This window comes from Amycolatopsis palatopharyngis (genome assembly GCF_003385185.1).
In the GTDB taxonomy this organism is placed as follows: domain Bacteria; phylum Actinomycetota; class Actinomycetes; order Mycobacteriales; family Pseudonocardiaceae; genus Amycolatopsis; species Amycolatopsis palatopharyngis.
In genome coordinates, this window is record NZ_PQHZ01000014.1 from 31,964 (window position 1) to 50,341 (window position 18,378).

The following is an 18,378-nucleotide window of genomic DNA, read 5'->3' on the forward strand; positions in this document are numbered from 1 at the left end:
ACGTGACCGGCCGTGCCTGGTCGCGTAGCGAACTGCGCACGGACCGGCGCGGTATCGGCCGGGGTGGTCGGGGTGAGTCCTGTCGGTGCGATGCGGTAGACGTGGACATGTGGACACCCATTCCCTGCGCGAGCGCGCCGACACACTGCTCCGGGCACTGGCCGGTGCCGACGCCACCCTGCGCGAGGACCAGTGGACGGCGATCGAGGCCCTGGTGGCACAGCACCGCCGGACTTTGGTCGTCCAGCGCACGGGGTGGGGAAAGTCCGCTGTGTACTTCGTGGCCACGGCACTCCTGCGCGAACAGGGCAGCGGGCCGACGGTCATCATCTCGCCCCTGCTCGCGCTCATGCGCAACCAGATCGCCGCTGCCGCGCGCGCCGGTATCCACGCCGCGACCATGAACTCCGCCAACGCGCAGGAATGGGACGCGGTGCAGGCGCAGATCGCCGCGGGTGAGGTGGACGTTCTGCTGGTCAGTCCGGAACGCCTGAACAACCCGGACTTCCGGGACACCGTGCTGCCCAAGCTCACGGCGTCCGCCGGCCTGCTGGTGGTGGACGAAGCGCACTGCATCTCCGACTGGGGCCACGACTTCCGGCCGGACTACCGCCGGCTGCGGACACTGCTCGGCGACCTGCCTCGCGCCGTTCCCGTGCTGGCCACGACTGCCACCGCGAACGACCGGGTGGCGACCGACGTCGCGGAGCAGCTCGGCATCGGCGCCGCGGCGTCCGGCACCGACACACTGGTGCTGCGCGGTCCACTGGACCGCGAGAGCCTGCACCTGGCCGTCGCCTCGCTGCCGACCGCGGAGGCGCGGCTGGCCTGGCTCGCCGACCACCTCGGCGACCTTCCCGGCTCCGGCATCATCTATACGCTCACCGTGGCCGCGGCCCAGGATGTGGCCAGTCTGCTGACCGAGCGTGGCCATCCCGTGGCGGCGTACACGGGCAAGACCGACCCGGCCGAGCGGCAGGCCGCCGAGGACGACCTGCTGGCCAACCGGGTCAAGGCGCTGGTGGCGACGTCCGCGCTCGGGATGGGCTTCGACAAGCCCGACCTCGGCTTCGTGGTGCATCTGGGAGCACCTTCCTCACCCATCGCCTACTACCAGCAGGTGGGCCGCGCGGGCCGCGGTGTGCGCCGCGCGGAGGTGATTCTGCTGCCGGGCAGGGAGGACGAGGAGATCTGGCGCTACTTCGGCTCACTCGCCTTCCCCGAGGAGCGACGGGTGACCGAGGTGCTGGACACACTGGCGGCGGCGGACCGTCCATTGTCGACGGCAGCGATCGAGCCGACGGTGGAGTTGTCCCGTTCCCGGCTGGAGATGGTGCTCAAGGTGCTCGACGTCGACGGTGCCGTCCGCCGGGTGCGGGGTGGCTGGGAGTCGACCGGACAGGATTGGCAGTACGACGAACGCCGGTACGAACGGGTACGACAGGCGCGCGCCCAGGAACAGCGCGCGATGCTGGGCTACATCGCCACCGAGGGCTGCCGGATGGAGTTCCTGCTCCGCCAGCTCGACGATCCGCACGCCACGCCGTGTGGCCGCTGTGACAACTGCACGGGCAACACATGGTCCACCGAGGTGTCGGCGGAAACGGCCGAAGAGACAAGGCGGAGTCTGCAGCAGCCCGGCGTCGAACTGGCTTCCCGCAAACAGTGGCCGACTGGTATGGCCGCCCTCGATGTCCCGCTTTCCGGCCGGATTTCCAAGGGGGAACAGGCCGCGACCGGGCGTGCGCTCGGCAGGCTGACCGATGTCGGATGGGGCAACAAACTACGAGACCTCGTCGGGATCAGGGCGGCGGACGGGCCCGTTCCGGACCCGGTGTTCCAGGCATGCCTCTCGGTGCTCGCCGCCTGGGACTGGGCGGAGCGACCCGTGGCGGTGGTGGGTATCGCCTCGCACACTCGGCCCGAGCTGGTGCAGGACCTGACACAACGACTGGCGCAGGTCGGCAAGCTCCGGTTCCTCGGCATGCTCGAGTCCGCGGGCCCACCGCCCCGGCGGGCGAACAGCGCACAGCGACTGGCGGATCTGTGGCGCCGCCTCGAGATCCCGGACGCGGTCCACGCCGATCTATCCAATGTGGACGGTCCGGTCCTGCTCGTGGACGACGTCGTCGACACGGGCTGGACCATGACCCTGGCCGCCCGCCTGCTCCTCAACGCGGGCGCGCCGACAGTGCTCCCCTTCGCTCTCGCCAGCGCCTCCTGACCGGACCGTCCCCGGCTTGGAGCGCCTGCAAGTACCACCAAGCAAGCCACCAGCGGTTCCGAGTTATCCACAGGTGAGAAACTCACCCTGTCCAAGAACGACCCACGCACCGAATAATCGGTCTGTGGACGAATGGATGGGGGACGTCCGCGAGCCGGACGGACTTATACTCAGAGACACCGCGCTTCATGCCGGCGTCGATCCTGACCAGATAATGAAGGCGCTACGGACAGGGCGGCTTCGACGACTGCAACGAGGTGTCTATGTCTGTCGCGCGGACGAGATCTCGCCGCTCGCTGTGGCCAGAGCCGCGCTCCTGACGACCGGAATAGCCGACGCCGTAGCGAGCCATCACACCGCCGCGCGCGTGCACGGTATCCCGCTTCCCGAGGGTCGATGCCCCGAGCACGTGACGGTGGCTCGCGCGCAGCGCCGGATCAGGCGTAAGGAGTTGGTGTTCCACGGCAGGGAGATGGACCTCGGCGATGTCGAGATCCGCCAGGGAGTCGCCCTCACCCGCCCACCACGAACGCTGATCGATCTCCTCCCGGTGCTCGCCGAGACCGCCGCGGTGTGGGCGGTGGACGACTCGTTGCGGCGATGTCTGGTGAACCGGGAGGAGTTGCTGAAATCGCTGGATGCCCGGCCAGGGGCACCTGGCGACGCGCTCGCCCGCGCCCGGATATCCGATGCCGACGGCAAGGCGGAGTCGCAGTTGGAGACCGCGGGCAGGCTGGCACTGCGCGACGGCAAGGTGCCACTACCGCAGGCGCAGTTCCGTGTCGTCGCGAATGACGGCAGTGTCTTCTTCCTCGACGGTGCCTACGCCGAATGCAAGGTCGGACTGGAGTTCGATGGGCAGGGCGTTCACAGCGAACCCGAGGCACTGTTCCGCGACCGCTGGCGACAGAACCTGCTCGTCGCCGCTGGCTGGACCATCCTGCGCTTCACCTGGTGGGACGTCGTGCACGGGAAAGCGCGGTTCGTCGAGTCGGTGCGTTCGGCAATCGCCGCCGTACCGTACTGACGAAGCCGGTTGGCGCGGGAAAAAGGAGGTGTCGATCTTGCTTGGGGGTACTTGCAGGCACTCCTACCTGACGTGGGAGAGGGGGACGAGGTCGTCGGCGTGCACTACCTCGCGGCGCTGTTCGGCGGGCAGGTCACGGCTGGAACGGCCGATCAGGTCGGGCAGCTCAACGGCGTCGAAACCCACCACGCCCCGTGCGACGACGCGTTGCGCGGAGTCCACCAGGTCAACCACATCGCCGGCCTGGAAATCCCCGTCAAGGCCGGTCACCCCCGCTGCGAGCAACGACCGCCTGCGGGTGAGCACCGCTTCGACCGCCCCGTTGTCGAGGTGCAGCCTGCCCGCGGACCCAGCCGCATAGCCGAGCCAGAAGCGGCGGGCCGAAAGCCGGGAATCCGCGGGTTCGAAGGCGGTACCGACCTCAGCGACGCCGAGCGCCTCCGCCGACTGCGTGGCGGCGGCCAGCAACACCGGAATTCCCGCCGCGGCGGCCGTGCGCGCAGCCGCGACCTTGGACACCATTCCCCCGGTCCCCAGTCCCGAACTCGACATACCGACCGTCAGTCCGTCCAGGTCGGACTCGCCGGAGACCTCGGACACCTTGCGGGTCGCCCCGTCTCTGGGGTCACCGTCGTACAGGGCGTCCACATCGGACAACAGGACCAGCGCGTCGGCGCCGATGAGGTGGGCCACGAGCGCGGCGAGACGGTCGTTGTCCCCGAACCGGATCTCTTCGGTGGCCACGGTGTCGTTCTCGTTGACGACCGGCACCGCGCCGAGCGCGAGCAGCCGCGAGAAGGTCCGCTGCGCGTTGCGGTAGTGCGCGCGACGAACGACGTCGTCGGAGGTCAGCAACACCTGACCGACCGTGAGGGAGTACCTGCCGAACGATTCGGCATACGCATGTGCCAGGGCGAGTTGTCCCACGCTCGCGGCCGCCTGCTGAGTCGCAAGGTCCCGCGGGCGCACCCCGAGGGCAAGCGGGGCCAGCCCGGCGCCGATGGCTCCCGAGGAGACGAGCACGATCTGGGTCTTGCGCGAGATACGGTCCGCGACGGCGTCCACCAGCGCGTCAAGCCGGGCGGTGTCCAGTCCGTCGCCCGCCGTGGTGAGCGCCGACGAACCAACCTTGACGACCAGCCTGCGTGCGCCCGCGATCGCGCCGCGCGTGTCAGTCACCGGATTCCGCATCGTCATCGCTGCCGTCCCGCCGGACCCGGCGAGCCTCCTTGCGTTCGGAGGCAGAGATGCGGCTGCTGTCCTCGAGGCGGGCGTCGGTCCCGCGTCCGGACATATGCGCGGCCACTCCGGCCGGGGTGGACGGTTCCCAGTCGAACGTAACGTCGCCGATGGTCACCGGACTGCCCGGCTGCGCACCCTGCCTGGCGAGTTCCTCCTCGACGCCCAACCGGTTCAACCGGTCGCCGAGGTAGCCCACGGCCTCGTCGTTGCCGAAGTTCGTCTGCCGAATCCAGCGCTCCGGACGTGTCCCCCGGACGATGAAGCCCTCGGGGTCGTCCGGATCGTGTTCCACGGTGAATCCGGAGTCGTCGACCGCGGCAGGCTTGAGGACGATCTTCGCGGGCTCCGGCGCGGGCTGGGCTGCGCGGTACCGCTCAACGACCTGGGCAAGTGCGAACGTGAGTTCGCGCAGTCCCTTCCTGGTCGCGGTCGAGATCTCGAAGACCTGGAGACCTCGCGCTTCCAGATCTGGTCGCACCAGTTCCGCTAGCTCGGCTGCCTCGGGCACGTCCACCTTGTTCAGCACCACGACCCGTGGGCGCTCGGCGAGATCGCCGCCGAGGCTCGGGGTGTACCTCGCGAGTTCGTCCTCGAGCGCGTCGATATCGGACAGCGGATCCCGGCCCGGTTCGTAGGTCGCGCAGTCCACGACGTGCACCAGCACGGCACACCGCTCGATATGCCGGAGGAAGTCGAGTCCCAGCCCCTTACCCTCACTCGCTCCGGGAATCAGGCCAGGTACGTCCGCCATCGTGAACACGGTCTCGCCCGCCTCGACCACGCCGAGGTTGGGCACGAGTGTCGTGAACGGGTAGTCGGCGATCTTCGGCTTGGCCGCGGACACCACCGAGATCAGCGACGACTTACCAGCCGAGGGAAAACCGAGCAGGCCGACGTCGGCGACCGAGCGCAGTTCCAGCACGAGATCACGTGCCTCGCCCGGCTCCCCGAGCAGAGCAAAGCCGGGAGCCTTACGGGCGCGCGAGGACAGTGCCGCGTTACCGAGGCCACCACGACCACCCTGGGCGGCGACGAAGGTGGTACCGGGACCGACGAGGTCGGCGAGCACCTCTCCGTCCTCGGTGAGCACCACGGTGCCGTCGGGCACCCGCAGTTCCAGCGTCTGGCCTGCGGCTCCGTTGCGGTTGCTGCCCTGCCCCTGCTTGCCGTTGCCACCCCTGGCGTGCGGGCGGAAGTGGAAGTCGAGCAGGGTGTGCACATTGGCGTCGACGATCAACAGGACGTCGCCACCGTTGCCGCCGTTGCCCCCGTCAGGGCCGCCGAGCGGCTTGAACTTCTCGCGGTGCACCGAGGCACAGCCGCTCCCGCCGTCGCCGGCGGCCAGATGGATGACCGCGCGGTCTACGAACCGGGATGCCATGAAGTACCTCTCTCAGTGCCGGACAGGAATGGCCCTGCCCCGCATGTTCCTCATACAAGAAAGAGGGGCGGGGCCGGATATGTTCCGGCCCCGCCCCTCGTTCGAGGTTTTGCTCGAAGGCCTGGACTCAGGCGTCCGACGGAACGATGTTGACCGTCTTACGGCCACGCTTGGCGCCGAACTCGACCGCACCCGCGGCGAGAGCGAACAGCGTGTCGTCACCGCCGCGACCGACGTTGACTCCGGGATGGAACTTGGTACCACGCTGGCGAACCAGAATCTCACCCGCGTTCACGGCCTGACCGCCGAAGCGCTTGACCCCGAGCCGCTGGGCGTTGGAGTCACGGCCGTTACGGGAGCTGGACGCACCCTTCTTGTGTGCCATGGCTGGTCAAGTCCTTACTTGTTGATGCCGGTGACCTCGACACGGGTCAGCTTCTGCCTGTGACCCTGTCGCTTGTGGTACCCGGTCTTGTTCTTGAACTTGTGGATGCGGATCTTGGGGCCCTTGGTCTGCTCGACGACCTTGCCGGTGACCGAGACCTTCGCCAGCGCGTCAGCGTCCGTGGTGACCTCACCGCCATCAACGAACAGCACGGCGGGGAAGCTGTGCTCGGTCCCCGGCTCGCCCTCGAGCTTCTCGACCTCGACGACGTCGCCGACGGCCACCTTGTACTGCTTGCCGCCGGTTTTGACGATCGCGTACGCCGACACGGAAGTCTCCTGCTTACTCGACAATGGGTGGGGGCTTGCGCGGCCGTCCCACACGAGGCGGTCCGGGATTCGCGCAATGCGGCCCGCTCTGTCGGCGGGCCGCTGTCCAGGTTACGGGGCGCCCGAAATGATGGTCAAACCGGGGTAGCCGAAACCTGGGGTCATCCGGTTTCCGTGGCGTTGACCGGCGGTCCAGCCGGACGGGAGGCCGCCCGCCTGCGTGGCCGCCTGCTGCTCTTCGCCACGACGGGACCGGAGGCCTCGGAGACAGCTGAGGCCTCCGGTGTCCCTGCCGGCTCCGTGACGGGCTCCGTGGCCGCCTCAGTGGCCGAATCGGCGCTCGCCGCCGTAGACGCGGTAGGCGCCGTAGACGCCGAGGACACGGCGGTGACGGCCCGTTCAGCGGGCCCTGCGGGCCCCGCTGGCCGGACGGCCTTCGCCGGAGCCGGCGCCGGCTTCTCCGTACGGCCGGTCCGCGGCGCGGCCTCGGATGTCTCCGGAGCCTCAGCCACGTCTCGATCCGGGGAAGTCACCGGCTCCGCCGGTGCTACAGGTGCCGCCGGTGCTACGGGTGCCGCAGGTGCTGCCTCGGACGCCTCCGGGGCGGCGGCGGACTGCTGCTGCGCACCCCGCTCGTCTTCCCCGGACGGCACCCGGCCATTGCGCGGCGAATCCGCGGTGTCCCGCGTCTCCTCGCCATCCCCGCCCTTCGTCTGGGCGACCTTGGCGGCACTGGCCATTGCCTGCACTGCCGTCACGACCGATTCGCGCTGCTCAGGGGTCGGCCCCTGGGCGGCGGGCTCGGTACGGGCCTGCTCTTGCTGGCTGGTGTCCTCGCTCTTGCCGCGGCCTCGCGAACGGCGGGAGCCACTCTGCTGCTGGGTGCCACCACCGCTGCCACCACTGCCACCACTGCTGCCGCCGTTGCCACCGCCCGCTCCTGCCGCTCGCTGCGGCTCGGTCGAGACGATCACGCCACGGCCCTTGCAGTGCTCACAGTTGTTGGAGAAGGCCTCCAGCAGGCCGGTCCCGACCCGCTTACGGGTCATCTGCACGAGTCCGAGCGAGGTGACCTCGGCCACCTGGTGCCGGGTGCGGTCCCTGCCCAGGCATTCGGTCAGCCTGCGCAGCACCAGGTCCCGGTTGGATTCGAGCACCATATCGATGAAGTCGATCACGATGATGCCGCCGATGTCGCGCAGCCGCAGCTGGCGGACGATCTCCTCCGCCGACTCCAGGTTGTTGCGCGTCACCGTCTCCTCGAGGTTGCCACCCGAGCCGGTGAACTTGCCGGTGTTGACGTCGATGACCGTCATCGCCTCGGTGCGATCGATGACCAGGTAACCGCCCGACGGCAGCCAGACCTTGCGGTCCAGCGCCTTGGTGATCTGCTCGTCGATCCGGTGGTCGGCGAAGACGTCACCCTTCCCGACGTAACGCTTGAGCCGATCGGCCAAGTCCGGTGCCACATGCTGCACGTAGGAGTGGATGGTCTCCCATGCCGTATCGCCCTGGACCTCCAGCTTCCTGAAGTCCTCGGTGAAGAGATCACGTACGACCTTCACCAGCAGGTCGGGCTCCTCATAGAGCATGGTCGGAGCGCTGGACTTCTTCTTTCCGGAGTTGCCGCCCGCGCTCTCGATCTTCTCCTTGATGACGTCCCACTGCGCCTTGAGCCTGCGGACGTCGCGATCGAGCTCCTCCTCACTGACCCCCTCGGAGGCCGTGCGGATGATGACGCCCGCGTCCTCGGGAACGATCCGCTTGAGGATGTCCTTGAGCCTGCGCCGCTCGTTCTCCGGCAGCTTCCGGGAGATTCCGGTGGCGCCGCCGGCCGGCACGTAGACAAGGAATCGGCCGGGCAACGAGATCTGGGTCGTCAGCCTGGCGCCCTTGTGCCCGATCGGATCCTTCGTGACCTGCACCAGGACGCTGTCCCCAGTGGAAAGGGCCTGCTCGATCTTGCGGGCCTTGCCCTCGAGACCTGCGGCGTCCCAGTCGACCTCACCGGCGTAGAGCACGGCGTTGCGGCCGCGGCCGATGTCGATGAAGGCCGCCTCCATGGACGGCAGCACGTTCTGCACCCGGCCGAGGTAGACGTTGCCGACGATGGACCCGCTGCCCGAGGACGTCACGAAGTGCTCGACGAGCACTCCGTCCTCGAGCACACCGATCTGCGTCGAGTCGCCCTTCTCGGCGACGACCATCGTGCGCTCGACCGACTCACGGCGCGCGAGGAACTCCGACTCGGACAGGATCGGGGCGCGCCTGCGGCCGGCTTCCCTGCCGTCGCGCCTGCGCTGCCGCTTGGCCTCCAGCCGGGTGGAGCCGCGCACGCTGCGCACGCCGTCACCCTTGCCCTCGCCCTTACCTTCGCTCTTGGTCTCGCCTTTGCTCTCGCGGACGTGGACGACGGTGTTGGGCGGGTCGTCCGGGGTGGACCCGTCGGCGGAGTCCTCGCCACCGCCCTTGCGCCTGCGACGACGACGGCGCCGCCTGCTGGCCGAGTCCGAATCGGAGTCGTCGCCCTCACCGCTGTCGGCCGGACCGCTGTCACCGGCCGCCTGGTCACCGCCCTTACGGCCCTTGCCCTGGTCACCGTCGGCGGTGTCGGCAGCGTTCTCGGCAGCGGGCTCCTTGCCGGGCTTACCCGGCCTTTCGCCACCCTGACCGGAGTCGTCCTTGCCGGCGGGAGTGTCCTCGCCGCCTTCCTGCTGGCCGTCCTCGCTCCCCTTGCCGCGGCCACGGCCACGGCGGCCACGGCGGCGCCGCCTGCGGCCACCGTCGGTGTCATCGCCCTCGCCGCTGTCCGCGGTGTCGGCGCCATCGACGGTGGCCGTGCCTTCCGTGCCTTCCGTGCCTTCCGTGCCTTCCGTGGGCGCCTCGGTGTCCGCCTTCTCCTGCTGGGCGGCCTTGGCCTGCGACTTCTTCTCCGGTCCTGCCGCGCGTTCCGGGTCGGCCTTGCCGGATGAAGCGGGCTCCGGCGGCAGGAAGACCGGGGAGGGCGCCGCGAACACCGGCACATGCGGTTTGCCCGCCGCCTTGCTGGCGGTGTCCGGCTCGGGAGAGCCAGGGCCTGCGGGAATCGGCGGCCGGGTGGCCGCGGGTGGCGGGTTCACCGGGCTCGTCTCGGGCTCGGGCCTGCCAGCCTGGGGTGCCGTATCGACCGGCTCGGCGGCCGGTTCGCCTTCGCCACTGTCCAGGGCGCCGAGCGATGCCGCGACACGCAACGCGACCTCGCGAGGAACGCTCGACTGCGCGCTGCGGGCCGTCTCTCCCAGCTCACCCAGCTTGGCGAGCAGCTCCTTGCTGCTCGTCCCGAGCAGCTTCGCCAGCGCGTGCACCCGGATTCTGTCCGGTAGCTCGGCCAGCGGGCCGCTTGTGGGTGCGGCGGTAGTCCCGCCCTGGTTCTCGGCGGGGATCTCCGCGTTCGACATATGTCTCCTCCGCCCCCGGGCGCGTACACCTACCGGCTACCGGCCGAGGCAGTTCCTCGATCCGGCACCGGCTGGCTGGACGCGGCCGCGCAGGGGCCCTTTCTGTTTTGTCCGCCGCGGTGGTACCGACAGCGGGAATCCTTGTCACTCTTGCCTCACGCCACGAAGGCTCCGGAAACTCCGGGCCGCCGGTGGCAGGTCCTCTCGGTGACGTGCTGAGCGGGCGCTGGCTTCTCGCCACCTCCCACATCGTCGAGCCGCCGGCACCCGCAGTGCTCAGCGGCGACGTCATGGCGCTCGTCCAGTGCGTCACCGGGTCGTCACGCCGGCATTCACCGCGTCTTCCACGATGGACCGGCCTGACGTCCGTCACCGAGTATCCCACACGAGCCGTCTCCTGGAGTGTGGTCGGTCCCGCAAGCGCCCCCGTCAGCGCTCCGACGTGCACACGGACCGCAACACGCGGAGTCAGATTCAGCTCACGGCGAGTGCACCGATCGGTCGCGCACGACACCGGCCGGGCGAACTTCGCCGATTTGCTTGTCCACCCCACGCGCGGTGGCTACCGTGCGCCTCGGGGCAGGTGATCGGCGGGCACGACAGCCGATCCGCGCAACGTCTCATCCATGGAGGTCCCCGGTGTCCGTGCTGCGGCTCACCAGTGTGGCGATCGCCTCCGCGACATTGGTGGCCGGGCAACTGATCGCGGCAGGCGGGGCACTCGGCTCCGTCGCGGACGCGCAGCCGTGTAGCGATCTCGGCCCGCAGCTGCGCTACGTCGTCGTCTTCGACCAGGACACATCCGCCGAAAAGGCCGATCAGGCGATCGCGGCGGCCTGCGGCAGCACCACCATCTACTACCCCGCCATCGCGGTTGCCGTCGCGACCTCCGAGCAGCCCGGGTTCACCGAGCGGATCGGGCCGGAACGCGCGTACAGCGCACAAGCCTCCCGAGCGGGAAACAGTCGAAGCACCGATGGCGTCGAGAGCGCGAGTGTGGCCCGGGACCGGCTCCCGGCAACGTACGCGGACGTCCCCATCGCCGACCGCGTGGGCCAGCAGTGGAACCTGCGCATGATCGGAGCGGACGACGCGGGAGCGATCCCGCCCGAAATCGCGGATGTCGTGGTGGGGGTCCTCGACTCGGGAGTCGATGCCCAGCATCCGGACCTACGGGCGGCGGTCGCGCCGGAGCTGTCGGCGGGTTGCCTCACCGGAGCACCGGACACCGAAAGATCAGCGTGGCTGCCCACCACGTCGGTGCACGGCACACATGTCGCGGGCACGATCGCGGCAGCCGACAACGGTGAGGGGATCACCGGGGTCGCGCCCGGCGCCCGGATAGCCTCGGTGAAAGTGGTGGACGACAGCGGGCATGTCGATCCCGAGGCGGCGGTCTGCGGGCTGATGTGGGCCGCGACGCGGGGCATGGACCTGACGAACAGCAGCTTCTCGGTGGGCTCGTGGTCGCCGTCGTGCCGGCCGGACGACGATCACGGGGTCGTGCACGAGGCAGTGACCCGCGCGGTGGAGTACGCCGAGAACCAAGGCACGCTCAACGTGACGGCGGCCACCAACGGCGGCGTCGCCCTCACCCCCACCGATGGCGTTCGCTCCCCCGGCGAGGACTCCGGTGCCTGCGAAGCCCTGCCGGCCGGGCTACGCAAGATGGTCACGGTCTCCGCGGTGAGCAGGGACGGCGTGAAGGCGAGCTACAGCTCCTACGGTCTCGGTGTGGTGGACCTCACCGCTCCGGGCGGGGACGAGTCCGACTGTGTCCTCTCCACCGTCCCCGGCGGTTACGACTCCCTGTGTGGCACCTCGATGGCGGCACCGCACGTGACCGGTGTCGCGGCACTGCTGGCCGCCAGGGGGAGTCCCTCCCCCGGCCGGCTCAGGGACACTCTCACCGAGCAGGCCCAACCGGTCCCGTGTCCAGCGGACTACGACCTCACCGGAAGCGGCTCGCAGGACGCCTACTGTTCCGGATATGCGGGGTACAACGGCTTCTACGGTCACGGCATGCCTGACGCGCAGCGGGCACTGGGCGCAACCCGCAGGCCGGACTTCTCCCAGGCTCGCTGAACGGCGTGCCCCTCTCCGGCCCGCCTACTTCAGCAGCAGCCCCGCGAGCCTGCGGGAGGTCGCGTACACACCCACCGCCACCAGGACGAGCAGATATGCCACGTGTCCGACCATGCTGACGTCGAGGACCCCCACGGAGAGACCGCGCATCAGCTCCACGCCGTGATACAGCGGGATGCACTGCACCACGATCTGCAGGGGCTCGGGGTACACCGTCAGCGGATAGAACGTCGTGGAGAAAAGGAACATCGGCATGATCGCGAGCTGTATGTAGTCGAACTGACTCGGTGAGCGCAGGAAAGTCGCGCAGACCATGCCGACCGAGGCGAACGCGAGCGCGATCAGCAGCGCCACTGGCAGCATCAGCAGTGCCCACGGAGACACGATCAGTCCCATCACGCCCATCACCACGAGAAACGCGGCCGCGTAGGCGCCGCCGCGCAGTACCGCGAAGGTGATCTCGCCGACGGCGATGTCGAGCGGGCCGATCGGCGTCGCCAGCATCGCGTCGTAGAGCTTGGCGTAGCGGAACTTGAAGAACACGTTGAACGTGGAGTCAAGAACCGCTCCGTTCATGGCCGAGGCGGCAAGCAGTGCCGGAGCCACGAACGCGACATAGGACATCGCCTGCCCGCCGGGCCCGGCCACCTCACCGACGAGCTTGCCGAAGCCGATCTGGAAGGCGAACAGATAGAGCAGCGGCTCGACCACACCGGAGGCGAACACCAGCCAGAGCCTGGACGACACCAGCAGGGAGCGTTCGATCAGCGCACTCGCGCGACCCGCGTACAACCCGGGCGGGAGGATGCGCGGCAACAGGCCACGCCGGGAAGTCTCGGTGGGCACAGGCACGTCAGACCATCAATCTCTTGTAGAACCAGTGCCTGGCGACGAGTGTTCCCGCGAGGAACACGGCGGCCAGATATGCCAGGTGCCCCAGCGCGGGCAGCGGATCGAGACCTCCGAGTGTCGCCCCGCGAGCCAGTTCGTTGCCATGCCACAGCGGCGAGATCCACGCGAGCGGGCGCAGGGCCACCGGGATCTGCTCGACCGGGAAGAACGTGCCCGCGAACAACGTCATCGGCATGACCACGAACCGGAACAGGGACGCGAACCGTTGGCCCTCGTCGAAGGTCGACGCGGCCATCGCCATCACCGGGGCGGCACAAGCGACGCCCGTGAGCACGCCGACGAGCACCACCAGTACCGCTCCCGCGTTCAGCCAGGCACCGAACGCCAGCGCCACCAGCGCGTAGACCATGCCGGTGAGCAGCAGGCGCAGCGCCACCCAGAGGAGCTGGCCACCCAGCAACTGCCCCGGCGTGATGGGCGTCGCGGTCACCGCGATGTAGTCCTTCTGCCATTTGAAGCCGGACAGCACGGGGTAGCTGGACTCCCCCACCGCGTACTGCATCGCTCCCGCGACGAGCATCGCGGGCGCCACATAGTGCAGATAGGACAACCCGCCCGTGGCCGCGCCGGGTTCCACCTGCGAACCGAAGCCAAGGCCCATCGCCGCGAGGAACAGCACCGGCTGCAAACCGGAGGAGTAGATGTTCGACGTCCAGTAGCGCCGATACCAGGTCCAGTGACCTTCCACCCGCAACCAGGCTCCACGCCAGAAACCGATCACCGGCCGCGATATCGGCATGCCACCGCTCGCCGCCTCACGCACCGGGAGAACCCCTTCGCCGTTGCCGCCTCACTCGATCAGCGTCCTGCCGGTCAGTTTGAGGAACACGTCCTCGAGGGTGCTGCGGCGGACCAGGCTGGACACCGGTCGCAAACCCCGTCCGTGGACTTCCTCCAGTGCGGACTCGCCTTCGGCTGTGTAGAGCAGTATCCGGTCGGGCAGTACCTCGACGCGATCGGCGAGATCTCGCACGGTGTCCGCGACGCCGGTCTGCTCGCCCGGGGCGAAGCGCAGCTCCAGCACCTCCCGGGTGGAGTAGCGCCGAATCAGCTCCGACGGCGAGCCCTCCGCCGCGATCCGGCCACCGTCCATCACGACCAGCCGGTCACAAAGCTGCTCCGCCTCGTCCATGTAGTGGGTCGTGATGAGCAATGTGACGCCGCGGGACTTCAGCCGGAACAACCGGTCCCACAGCAGGTGCCGGGCCTGCGGGTCGAGGCCGGTGGTCGGCTCGTCGAGCAGCAGCAACTCCGGATCGTTGACCAGCGACCGCGCGATGGTCAACCTTCGCTTCATCCCACCGGACAATGGTTCGACCTCATCGTCCGCACGCTCGGAAAGCTGCGCGAACTCCATCAGTTCCACTGCCTTCTGCCTGGTGTGTGCCCGGGACAGACCGAAGTAGCGGCCGTACACCTGCAGGTTCTGCCGTACCGTCAGCTCGTTGTCCAGGTTGTCCTGCTGCGGCACCACACCCATCCGGGCCCTGATCCGTGGCCCGTCCTGCTCGGGGTCCATCCCGAGGACCCGCAGATCACCCTCGGACCGAGGTGACACACAGGCGATCATGCGCATGGTCGACGACTTTCCGGCGCCGTTGGGGCCGAGAAAGCCGAAAGCCTCGCCCCGGCGGACCTCGAGGTCGATTCCACTGACCGCTTCGAAACCCCCGAACCTCTTGACCAGAGCCTTGCCCTCGACGAGGGCCGGCGCATCGCCAGCATGTCCGTTCACACCTGGCAGCCTGCCACGGAACACCGACAGGAATCGACCGGTTAACCGGCGACAGGACAGGACCGGAGGTCACCCTGCCGCCGGTGTCACCTCAGCGGGTCACGCGGATCTTCAGCGTTCGGTGACTGCCGTTGACCGTCACGCCCAACTCGGCCGTGCCTGGCCGCAACGCGGTCATGGTCCCGGTACCGGGATCGAACGCGGCGACATAGCCGTGGACCGGCCGTGGGCTGCCGCCCCTGGAAGGCAGGGTGCCGATGTACACCGAACGTCCACCGGCCCAGTCCGCGCTGACCGGGTACGTGACGGGTATCCGGCTGTCCTGCTGCAGCAGGGTGGCGGAAACCTGGGCTGTCTCGCCCTTGGCCAGCGTCTCCGGGCCGTGCATTTCGAGTTCGTCGACGTGCGCCCGTGTCTCTATCCGGATCGGGTCACCCCGCCGCGCCGGGTCGACCCCCACGAGGCTCCACCCGGTGAAGCCACCGTCCGCGGGCGCGGCGGCGGGTGCTTTGCCCGCGTTCCCGTTGATCAGGTACGGCACACCGTCCACACGGGACACGTCGAAGACACCCGCATGTGACGTAACCGCGGCGGCGGGCTTGCCGGATTCCTGCTCGAACTCGGTGAGCCAATCGGTCACCAGTCCGGCTTCCTTACGGTCGGCCAGCTGCGAGTTCCCGGTCGGACTCGGATCCTTGACCGGGTGGTGCATGGCCACCATGACCGCCCGGATCGCAGGATCACCCTCGGCCTCGTCCAGCGCTTCCCGCAACATCCGCACCTGGTCGAAGCCCCCGGCACGCAGGCTTCCTCGCGAAGTGTCCAGCAGCACGAGCCGGACACCCCGCATATCCACCACGCGATGGGTCTCGCCGAACTCCGCCGTGAACTCGGTGATCCCGTTGCCGCCGTCGGCTTCGTGGTTTCCAGGGACGTAGTACCACGGCACGGTCCCGTTCAGTTCCTCGTCGAGGATCGATCGGGCGAGGTCGAAGTCCGCTTCGGTTCCCCGGTCCACGAGGTCGCCGTTGATCAGCACGACATCGGGCTCCGCCGCCAGGGCCTCACGCAGTGAACGGCGCGCCTGCCGGACCAACGGGCCGTCCGGGTTGTCAGCGGTGAACTGGGCGTCACTCACCACGGCCACCCGAAGACCGTCCTCGCCCACCGTGCCGTCGGTGACAAGAGCTGGGTCGTGCGGTGCCGGGTCGGCGGGCACAGCGACCGACGGTGCCACCGACACGGTCAGATCGTCGAAAACCAACCTGCCCTCGTACTGCTGTGCGGGCACGTTCTCCACGGCGTAGAACCGCGTCAGCCGCTGTCCGTCCGGCAGCCCATCGGGCAGGGTGGCCTCGACGTGCCGCCATCCGGTCCAGTCCACACTCAGCGAAAGGTCCACAACAGACGCCACGTTCGCGGTGTCGCGCAACTCGGCCCTGAGCCACGCACCCTTGCCGTCGCCGTGCACCCACATACCGATTTTCTGAGCTCCTGCGGGCAATGCGAGCGGCGCGGTCGCGTTGACGTAGGCCGCCCGAGTGGCGTTCGTGCCGGTCAGCCGGTAGTCCATGGCCAGCCCGGCGGTGCCGTCACGGCCGGGGGCATTCGAGAGCGCGGCACCGACCACCGACGGGTACACGCTCGCGCGCCAGCCGTCCGTTCCGTCGAGCGCGTTGAGCGTCCGCGGCTCGCTGCCGACCGAGGCGGCGAGGTGGGTGGTCAGCCCGCCTGCCGTCACCGTGATCACCGATGCGCCGGACTCCGCGAGAGCGGTGACGGAGAACCCGTCGCCGTCGGGTTCGATCCGCACGACGCCGGGGTCGAACTCGATCTTCACATCCTCCGGCTCGATCCAGGTGCCGTAGCCATCCGCGTCGTATCCGTAGATCTGGAACTCACCACGCGCACCTGCCCCGGACAGCGCGATCTGCTCGGCGCTCGACCCGAGTCGCACCGGCTTGCCGAGAACGGTCATCGCGGTCGTGCCACGCACCCCCTGCGCGTCCGCGTACACATCGACCGTCGCCCGGCGCGCCGGGTCGCGACGGTCGGGATGCCCGGTGAACTCACCGTCGCTCACCGTGCCACGCGACGGATTCGAGGTGTCCCACCGCGGACGCGATTCGACCGCGGCTCCGGTCTCGTCGTGCCCTCCCGGAACGAGGCCGCGAGACAGTCCAGAAAGGACTCTACTCGCGTTCTCGCTGTCCAGGCGGGGACGCGGGGACAGGCCGGTGAGTGTGCCGCTGCCAGACTCGGTCGCGAAGCCGAGGCCGTTGGGCACCAGTCGTTCGCCGCCGTCCGATGGCGAGTTGTGCACGGTCGTGGCCGGTGCACCCTGTTCCCTCGCGAGCAGGGTGGACGAACCGCCGCCGTCGAGGTTGAGCGCATCGTCCGCCCCGAGTGCCCGCATATGCCTCGCGAGCTCGAGTTCGGTCATCCCCCTGCTGTCGGCCTGCCTGCCGTCGATGGTGGCCAGCCACATCTTCGTGCCGTCGGCGGAGAAACCGACCGCCGTGCGCGGGTGTGCGGCAACGGTGTCGACCTGCTGGATCCGGCCGTCGCGCAGCAGCACCCGGTTACCGCCCACGGAGACCGCGAGTTCCCCGAACTCGCTTCGTGGTGCGTACTCCACGCCGACCCTATCCCCCGCGCTCAGCCCCGCCAGCGAGTCCACTCCGGCGTCCCTGGCGAGCAGGACCGTGCTACCCGCGGCGATCGGCCCCTCGGTGACGGAATCGCGGACGGCGGCGACCGATCCGTCACGCAGTTCCACCTCGAATACACGTTCGGCTCCCGTGACGGCCGTGCCACGCGCGGCGGCGCCCCACAGTGGGGTGTAAACCCCGATCCCGTTCACCGGGATCCTGGCGCCGTTGAAGTTCGTCGCGCTGACCTGCGCGCCGCCGGGCAGGCTCACCGTCGCCTCGAGGAACACCTCGGCAAGACGAGCCTTGCCCTCCTTGGTGACAGATGCCGTCAGGTTGTGCCCCTTCGCCGGAGCGGTCTGCAGTTCGCCTTCGTCGATACCGACACCGAGCGGCGCTCCGGTGGCGCTGATGTCGAAGAAGTCCCCGTTCACCCCCGCGACCGCATTCGCGCGATCGGCCTGTTCGGACAGTGGAGTCCTGCTTGATACCTTGCCGGAGCTCAAGTACGTGGGTCGCAGACCGTCCGTGCCGAGATCCACAGCCAGGGTGTCGCCGCGGATCCAGCCGTTGGGATCGAACCGGTCGAACTCGGTCAGGCTCAGCCCCGGAGCGACCGGCGCGGTTACGGTGTCGGTGACGAGACCGTCCGGGTCCGCCGCGGCGATCCGCGATCCCTGGACTACGTGTGAGACCGAACCCTGAGCGTCGGAGGATGCGGCCGGAGCGGCCTCGACGGGCGGCGGTCCGAGCGGTGCGGCCAGCGGATCAGCCGCGACCGGGGTGGTCGGAAGGACGAGTGCGATCGCCAGCAACGGCAGGACGGCGACCCGTGGTGACTTTTTCACAGGCTTCCCCAGCATCGAGTTAATGTCTAGACCATTCAAGCGTGCCGAGATCCCCAGCGGAAGACCTCGAAGTGAACGAATGAGGAAGTGGTGACGCCAGTAGGGTTATGCACAACGCGGTT

Annotated in this window: 12 protein-coding genes; 3 read left to right on the forward strand and 9 right to left on the reverse strand. The window is 68.9% G+C overall.

The window, feature by feature from the left end:
* Positions 1-109 precede the first annotated feature (109 nt).
* A complete protein-coding gene (locus D0C15_RS13360) occupies positions 110-2,224 on the forward strand; it encodes a RecQ family ATP-dependent DNA helicase (protein WP_116044777.1) in 2,115 nt (704 codons plus the stop codon).
* Positions 2,225-2,438: 214 nt separating this feature from the next.
* Entirely contained in the window at positions 2,439-3,251 is an 813-nt protein-coding gene (locus tag D0C15_RS13365) for a PDDEXK family nuclease (protein WP_162830068.1), read from the forward strand.
* Positions 3,252-3,314: 63 nt separating this feature from the next.
* Here D0C15_RS13365 and proB read toward each other — a convergent pair whose 3' ends face one another.
* The 5 genes from proB to D0C15_RS13390 form a co-directional block, all read right to left on the reverse strand.
* The gene (gene proB / locus D0C15_RS13370) at positions 3,315-4,430 is read right to left on the reverse strand and encodes a glutamate 5-kinase (protein ID WP_116044992.1); all 1,116 of its coding nucleotides are present in this window, start codon (positions 4,428-4,430) and stop codon (positions 3,315-3,317) included.
* Complete coding sequence (obgE, locus tag D0C15_RS13375) at positions 4,423-5,874, reverse strand: GTPase ObgE (protein WP_116044782.1); 1,452 nt, start codon at positions 5,872-5,874, stop codon at positions 4,423-4,425. The genes proB and obgE overlap by 8 nt, the downstream gene beginning before the upstream one ends.
* 127 nt (positions 5,875-6,001) lie before the next feature.
* Positions 6,002-6,259, reverse strand: a complete 258-nt coding sequence (gene rpmA / locus D0C15_RS13380; RefSeq protein WP_116044785.1) for a 50S ribosomal protein L27 — start codon at positions 6,257-6,259, stop codon at positions 6,002-6,004.
* A 14-nt stretch (positions 6,260-6,273) separates the two neighbouring features.
* Positions 6,274-6,588, reverse strand: coding sequence for a 50S ribosomal protein L21 (gene rplU / locus D0C15_RS13385; RefSeq protein WP_116044788.1), 315 nt, complete (start codon positions 6,586-6,588; stop codon positions 6,274-6,276).
* 161 nt (positions 6,589-6,749) lie between these two features.
* Positions 6,750-10,025 (reverse strand): translation initiation factor IF-2 N-terminal domain-containing protein, encoded by a 3,276-nt coding sequence (locus D0C15_RS13390; RefSeq protein WP_116044791.1) that lies wholly within the window; start codon positions 10,023-10,025, stop codon positions 6,750-6,752.
* A gap of 639 nt (positions 10,026-10,664) precedes the next feature.
* Between D0C15_RS13390 and D0C15_RS13395 the strand changes: the two genes are divergently transcribed.
* The gene (locus D0C15_RS13395) at positions 10,665-12,110 is read left to right on the forward strand and encodes a S8 family serine peptidase (RefSeq protein ID WP_116044794.1); all 1,446 of its coding nucleotides are present in this window, start codon (positions 10,665-10,667) and stop codon (positions 12,108-12,110) included.
* Positions 12,111-12,134: 24 nt separating this feature from the next.
* On the opposite strand, the gene D0C15_RS13400 is transcribed toward D0C15_RS13395, so the two are convergent.
* The 4 genes from D0C15_RS13400 to D0C15_RS13415 form a co-directional block, all read right to left on the reverse strand.
* The gene (locus tag D0C15_RS13400) at positions 12,135-12,962 is read right to left on the reverse strand and encodes an ABC transporter permease (protein WP_116044797.1); all 828 of its coding nucleotides are present in this window, start codon (positions 12,960-12,962) and stop codon (positions 12,135-12,137) included.
* 1 nt (position 12,963) lies between these two features.
* Positions 12,964-13,761 carry an ABC transporter permease gene (locus tag D0C15_RS13405; RefSeq protein WP_116044994.1) on the reverse strand — a complete coding sequence of 266 codons (798 nt, stop codon included), beginning with the start codon at positions 13,759-13,761 and terminating at the stop codon, positions 12,964-12,966.
* 51 nt (positions 13,762-13,812) lie between these two features.
* On the reverse strand, positions 13,813-14,757 hold the full coding sequence (locus D0C15_RS13410) for an ABC transporter ATP-binding protein (protein WP_162830069.1): 945 nt from the start codon (positions 14,755-14,757) through the stop codon (positions 13,813-13,815).
* Positions 14,758-14,848: 91 nt separating this feature from the next.
* On the reverse strand, positions 14,849-18,271 hold the full coding sequence (locus D0C15_RS13415; protein WP_116044800.1) for a phosphodiester glycosidase family protein: 3,423 nt from the start codon (positions 18,269-18,271) through the stop codon (positions 14,849-14,851).
* Between the last annotated feature and the right edge of the window lie 107 nt (positions 18,272-18,378).